Annotated in this window: 4 protein-coding genes and 1 pseudogene; 1 reads left to right on the top strand and 4 read right to left on the bottom strand. The window is 64.6% G+C overall.

Annotated features, from left to right (window positions below; genetic code table 11):
* The coding region (locus FOY91_RS20550) for a transposase (RefSeq protein ID WP_203234658.1) at positions 1–352 on the top strand (352 nt) is incomplete at its 5' end.
* A gap of 210 nt (positions 353–562) precedes the next feature.
* Here the strand turns inward: FOY91_RS20550 and FOY91_RS20555 are convergent.
* The 4 genes and pseudogenes from FOY91_RS20555 to FOY91_RS22900 form a co-directional block, all read right to left on the bottom strand.
* Positions 563–2,455 carry an Ig-like domain-containing protein gene (locus FOY91_RS20555; RefSeq protein ID WP_145155837.1) on the bottom strand — a complete coding sequence of 631 codons (1,893 nt, stop codon included), beginning with the start codon at positions 2,453–2,455 and terminating at the stop codon, positions 563–565.
* 701 nt (positions 2,456–3,156) lie between these two features.
* Positions 3,157–4,455, bottom strand: coding sequence for a lipocalin/fatty-acid binding family protein (locus FOY91_RS20560; protein WP_145155840.1), 1,299 nt, complete (start codon positions 4,453–4,455; stop codon positions 3,157–3,159).
* Positions 4,456–4,761: 306 nt separating this feature from the next.
* A complete protein-coding gene (locus FOY91_RS22675; protein WP_275266053.1) occupies positions 4,762–4,896 on the bottom strand; it encodes a spike base protein, RCAP_Rcc01079 family in 135 nt (44 codons plus the stop codon).
* Positions 4,897–4,960: 64 nt separating this feature from the next.
* Positions 4,961–5,029: pseudogene (locus FOY91_RS22900) on the bottom strand (hypothetical protein); the annotation flags it as partial.
* Between the last annotated feature and the right edge of the window lie 86 nt (positions 5,030–5,115).

The following is a 5,115-nucleotide window of genomic DNA, read 5'->3' on the forward strand; positions in this document are numbered from 1 at the left end:
GGTGCTCGACGGACCGATCAACCGCGATGCCTTCATCGCCTATGTCCGTCAGGTGCTGGTGCCCGACCTCTCGCCCGGCGACATCGTCATCATGGACAATCTGTCGAGCCACAAAGCCCCGGCCGCCGGGGAGGCGATCGAAGCGGCGGGGGCGACGCTGCTCTTCCTCCCGCCCTACAGCTCCGACTTCAACCCGATCGAGCAGGCCTTCTCCAAGCTCAAGGCGCACCTGCGCAAAGCCGCCGAGCGCACCATTCACGGCCTGTGGAACGCCATCGGCCGCATCCTCAACCTTTACCCGCCGCAGGAATGCGCCAACTACTTCGCCAACGCCGGATACGATGCAGACTGATAGGAAACCGCTCTATCGGGGCAGGCGCGTCGGCCAGCTGCGTCCGCTGCCTCCAGGCCATAATACCACGCGGGCCGGGTCGTATAGTTGCAGCGGGATGCATACTCCGCCAAAGCGGTCATGCATGACGAAAAAGGGCGGCACGGGTTGCCCCGCACCGCCCCGAAGCGGAGCAGCCGTCGATCGCCCGGGATACGGCGGCCGTCTCGATTACATACCGAGTGTATCGAGACCGGCGGCCGATCCGACATGGCTGTAGACGAAGTACGTCGTGTCGCCGCGCGTCACCGAACCGTCGAACTCCAGCGCCGCGATGGCCGATCCGCCCGTACCGCTGATGTCGAGCGACCCGAGATCGAGCGAGCCGCTTCCTCCGAGCTTGATGACCCCGTCAGCCAGCGAGACCGTGTTGCCCACCTTGACATTCGCCAGCGACGTAGTGGTGACGAGAATGTCCCGCGTGCCGAAATTGGCGATCGTGTCATGCCCCAGATCCAGCCCCAGCGCGGTGTCCGCGAAGAACTTGTTCACTTTCCGGTCGGGGCTGTCACCGCTCATCCGGTCGTCGCCCAGCCTGCCTTCCACCGCGCCGACCGGACGGACGGACGCGTCGGCATAGACCGTCAATCCCGCGTCGTCCGTACCGATCAGGCGCAGGGCCTTCACGCCTTCGATCGCAACGCTGTCCTTCTGTACATCCAGCGTCACCGTGCCTTTGGCGAACTGGATCAGGCCGTCCCCGTTTGAGTCCTTCAGCGCACCCTTGGTCACGAAGACGTCGTTGCTGCCGAATCCGATGATCTGGTCATTGCCGCTTGCCGCCTCGATATCGAAGAAGAAGCTGTTCTCCAGCTTGGTGCCGGTCAGCACATCGCTGGTGCTTGCCGAACCGTTCAGGGTGCCGGCGCGCTGCAGCGTCGCGCTGTCGGGCAGGCCCGGCGCGGCGGGTGGCGCGGCGGTCGTGACGATCTTCACGGTCGCAACGTCGCTCTTGCCGTCGACGGTAGCGGCGTAGGTGAAGCTGTCTGTGCCGACGAACCCCTTGTTTGCGGTGTAGGTAAAGCTGCCTTCGGCATTCAGCTTGAGCGTGCCGTTGGCCGGCCCCGATTTTAGCGTGGCGGCAAGATCGCGCCCGGCCGGATCGGTGTCGTTGGCGAGAACGTTGCCCTTCACCGTGCTGCCCGACATGCCGGTGACGAGATCGTCGGTCGCATGCGGCACGAGGACGACGACCGGAACGTCCGGCACCTCGACGACGGCACTGCCGTTGATCTGGGCGACCGTCTTGGTCAAATCGTCGGTGATGCCCATGTAGAAGGTCACCACGGTCGACTTGCCCGGCGGCAGGGTGCCTACACCGAACGTGATGTTAATCGACTGGTCGGCGGTGACCGAATAGCCGACCCGCTGCGGGGTGCCGTAGGCGGCGGCCGCATAGGGGTCCTCGTTGATGAAACCGTAGGTGGATACCACCGCGCGCGGATCGTTCGCGTAGAAGAAGTATGGCGTGCCGCCCTTGACCGAGGCCGTCACCAGCCCGGCGCCAGCGCCCTGCTGCACGATCTTGTTCTCGGTTGCCATGGTCGGGCCATGATCCGGGTCGACCGTGCGCATGTAGCGCAGGTCGGTCATCGCGCTGCCGGAATTGTTGGTCAGCTTCACCTCGACGCGAACATATTTTGCGCCCTCGACGAGGGTCAGGGTCTGGTCGACGGCGAGTTTCTCGGTGGTGCTGCCCTGCCAGTTCGCTTCCGCCGCCTTGGCATTGGCGCGGGTGGTCTGCTTGCCATCGATCTCCATCAGCCCGTCGAGCATCTGGTTGGAATGGACGACCGTCTTGCCGTCGGTCTTGTATCCGATGTTGAAGCCTTCCACCGCCACGCCGCGCAGCACGCCGTCACGCAGGGTGGTTTCCTTGCCCTGGCCGAACCCGTCGAGGTCGGCGAAAAGGCCGACTGAGCGCGTCTGGTTCGCGGTATTCACCTGTATGCCATCGGGCGCATACTTCGTGGAGCCGAGGCCGCCGTAAGCGTTTATGCCGAGGCTCAGAAAATCATTCTGGAGAAAGACCTCGGAACCGACCTGCGCGTTTTTGACAATCATCAAAGGAGACCCTTCACCTGTTAACGCCTCATGCGCCCGTTTTCGATCGAAACCGTTCGGCCCGCCCCGCTGATAACCGCGAAGTACGTTGCTTACGGTAGAATTCTGATAGACGAGGCTGTACTACCACCCCGTTGCGGTCATTGGTTCTTTTCCCGTCAACGATGTATGTCCATGCCGCTCTGAAAATCGACTTTGACTATATTCGGTCAACTCGCTTCCTTAGGGCAGCGGTAACCATGTTTTTTCCGTAACCTTCGCCCAGCGCTTGCCTAGCGTGTCGAGACGGAACGCCCAACTCTCACGGCGAAACGCGGGAACTTGCCCAAAATGGACGAAACCGAATGCAATTTTTGATGATTGCCCCCCGATGAACGGCCGGATTAGCTCACGGGCGCCTGAAATATTCCGGTGCGGTGATTCGGATGTGGATTGCGCAAATCCCATGTTCTATGGAGATCCCGACGATCGGCGTAGCGCCCCGGCCCGGCGTCCAGCCGCCCCGAATACCCGATCGACCGACCTTGCTAAGTCATTCCGCTTAGGTCTTAATGCGCATACCGTGACGCCAGGCACGGCAAGGCACGGGACTCCCATCGGCGTATCGGATGGGACTCTTCCGGCCTCCTGCGGTCCCCTCGTTCCGCACCGCCCGTGTGCGCCCATACGATAGCGGCGGTTCAGGCGGCGTAGGTCAGCACCTAGTTCCGCCCACGGGCGCCGGGGTGGGTCGCCCCATCGTTGCATACATAGCAGACGCTGCCGTGCAACACCGCACCTTCGATCTGCTGTGCCGACGTCAGCGTATCCACACGCCGCACCGTCATGCCGCCATAGTCCAGTCGGTTATAGACAGTGATCGTCCCGTCGGCCCCATTCGCGCCCGCCGTGGCCAGAAGATTGCCCGCCAGAAAAGCGCCGCTGGCGACTGCGACGCTAAAACACTGGTCCGTATCGCCGGGCTTGGCGACCGTCCCGGTCAGCGCCTCTCCGGCCTTGCTATACAGCACCAGCGATCCCGATCCCGATCCCCCGTCCCGCGTGATCCATAGGGCATCCGCTGCGGGATCGTATGCGATGCCGGTATCGCTGGTGGCGATCGGAACGGGCCAGCCGAGCAATGTTTCGCCGGCGATGTCGAAGTGGATCAGATAGGTGCTGCCCCCGCCCGCCCCGGCCAGTTTCAGGATCGCCCACAGGCTGGAGTCGCTCGTATCCAGAGCCCTGCCCTGAATTGATCCGCGATAATCGGGCGACCGGCCAAGCGACGATGCGCGATATTCCGCCTCCACCGTCGCGAAGTCGGCCAACATGCGGCTCCACCACGGATCGGTCCGGCCGGCGATGCCGTTTGCGACGAACCATTTGCCGTCAGGCCGCCGCATAAGCCCGGTGCACCCCATGCCCTTGCCTGCGCTTGCGGCGGCGGATCCGTCCGGCAGCGGCAGGCCGCCCGCCAACGACAGGATTCGCGCCGTGGACACGATCTCGGCCACGCCGATCGTCGCGAGATAGGCGGAGAGGGCGGCGTGCAGATCAGCATGCTCGGCCGCAGTCAGCGCGGCGCCGGCGAAGAACAGGCAGAACTGCCCTCCGGAATAACTGGCGCCGCTCTGCTTGCCGATCCCTATCGTTACGGTGGACCGCGCCGAGCTTGCTCCCGTTGTCGACCCGAAGGCCGCGCCGTTCCGATACCCCGTCACCACCGTTCCCGAGCGGTTGGCGACGACGAGACCGTAACTGCTCGTCACGGCCGCCCCCGTCGCCAGGGCGGACGTGCTGTTCAACCGCACGACCGGGATGCCACCCGCGTTGCGCGTGGTTACAGAGATGGCGTTCGCGCTGTGCGTGCCGATCGGCTGGTTGGGGTTGCGGTCCGTCTTGCGGAAGAAGCCGCCGATGCAGGCATCGTCCTGCTGGAACGGCCCGCCAGATGCGGGTGCGAAGCCGGTGTCGATCCAGTCGTCCAACCCGTCGGTCCAGAACCCGCGGTCCGCCACGAAGGCCGGGTTGCCGCCCCCGGTCGTGACGGTGAAATTGCTCCCCTTCCAGTTCAGCAGTGCGTCGGCCCGCGTGCCGGTGGCATAGACCTGCAGAACATCCAGCCGCGCCCAGATGTTCGGGCCCGACCCCGCGCCGGAGAGCAGCGCCGATCAGCGCATCCATCGCCGCCTTGCGCGGTTCGTCCGGGCTGGCAGACATGCGTGCGAGAAGGGCGCGCGTCTCCGGGCGCAGCGACACTGCCGCGGCGCCCGCGCCGACCGGCCCGTCGCAGCCGAAATCGAAATCGAAATCGAGGGCGAACATCAGCAATGCGCCAGAATGTCGGCAGCGGTGGTGCCGGTCGCGCAGACGAAGCGCGCGCGGGCACGCAGCACCGCGCCCGCCGGCACGTTGCGAAAGGTCACGTCGGCATTGTCGTCCACGCAGCGCAAGGTCACATGCCCGCCGGGTCCCGATATAAAGCGCCTTGGAAATCGTCGTCAGCGGGTTGCCGTCGTGCGGCGTCACCGCCATCATTGAGCGCGAGGGGCTGGTCGGGCCGTCGGCGTGCGTCTGGTAGGCGTCGGGCATGTCGATCCTCCGGTTACCGGGTACGAGCCACCCGGTAACCGCCTGATCTCACAAAATCCTACTTCGCAACGCCGCTGGGGCGGGGC

The organism is Alterirhizorhabdus solaris, assembly GCF_007785815.1.
Classification (GTDB): domain Bacteria; phylum Pseudomonadota; class Alphaproteobacteria; order Sphingomonadales; family Sphingomonadaceae; genus Alterirhizorhabdus; species Alterirhizorhabdus solaris.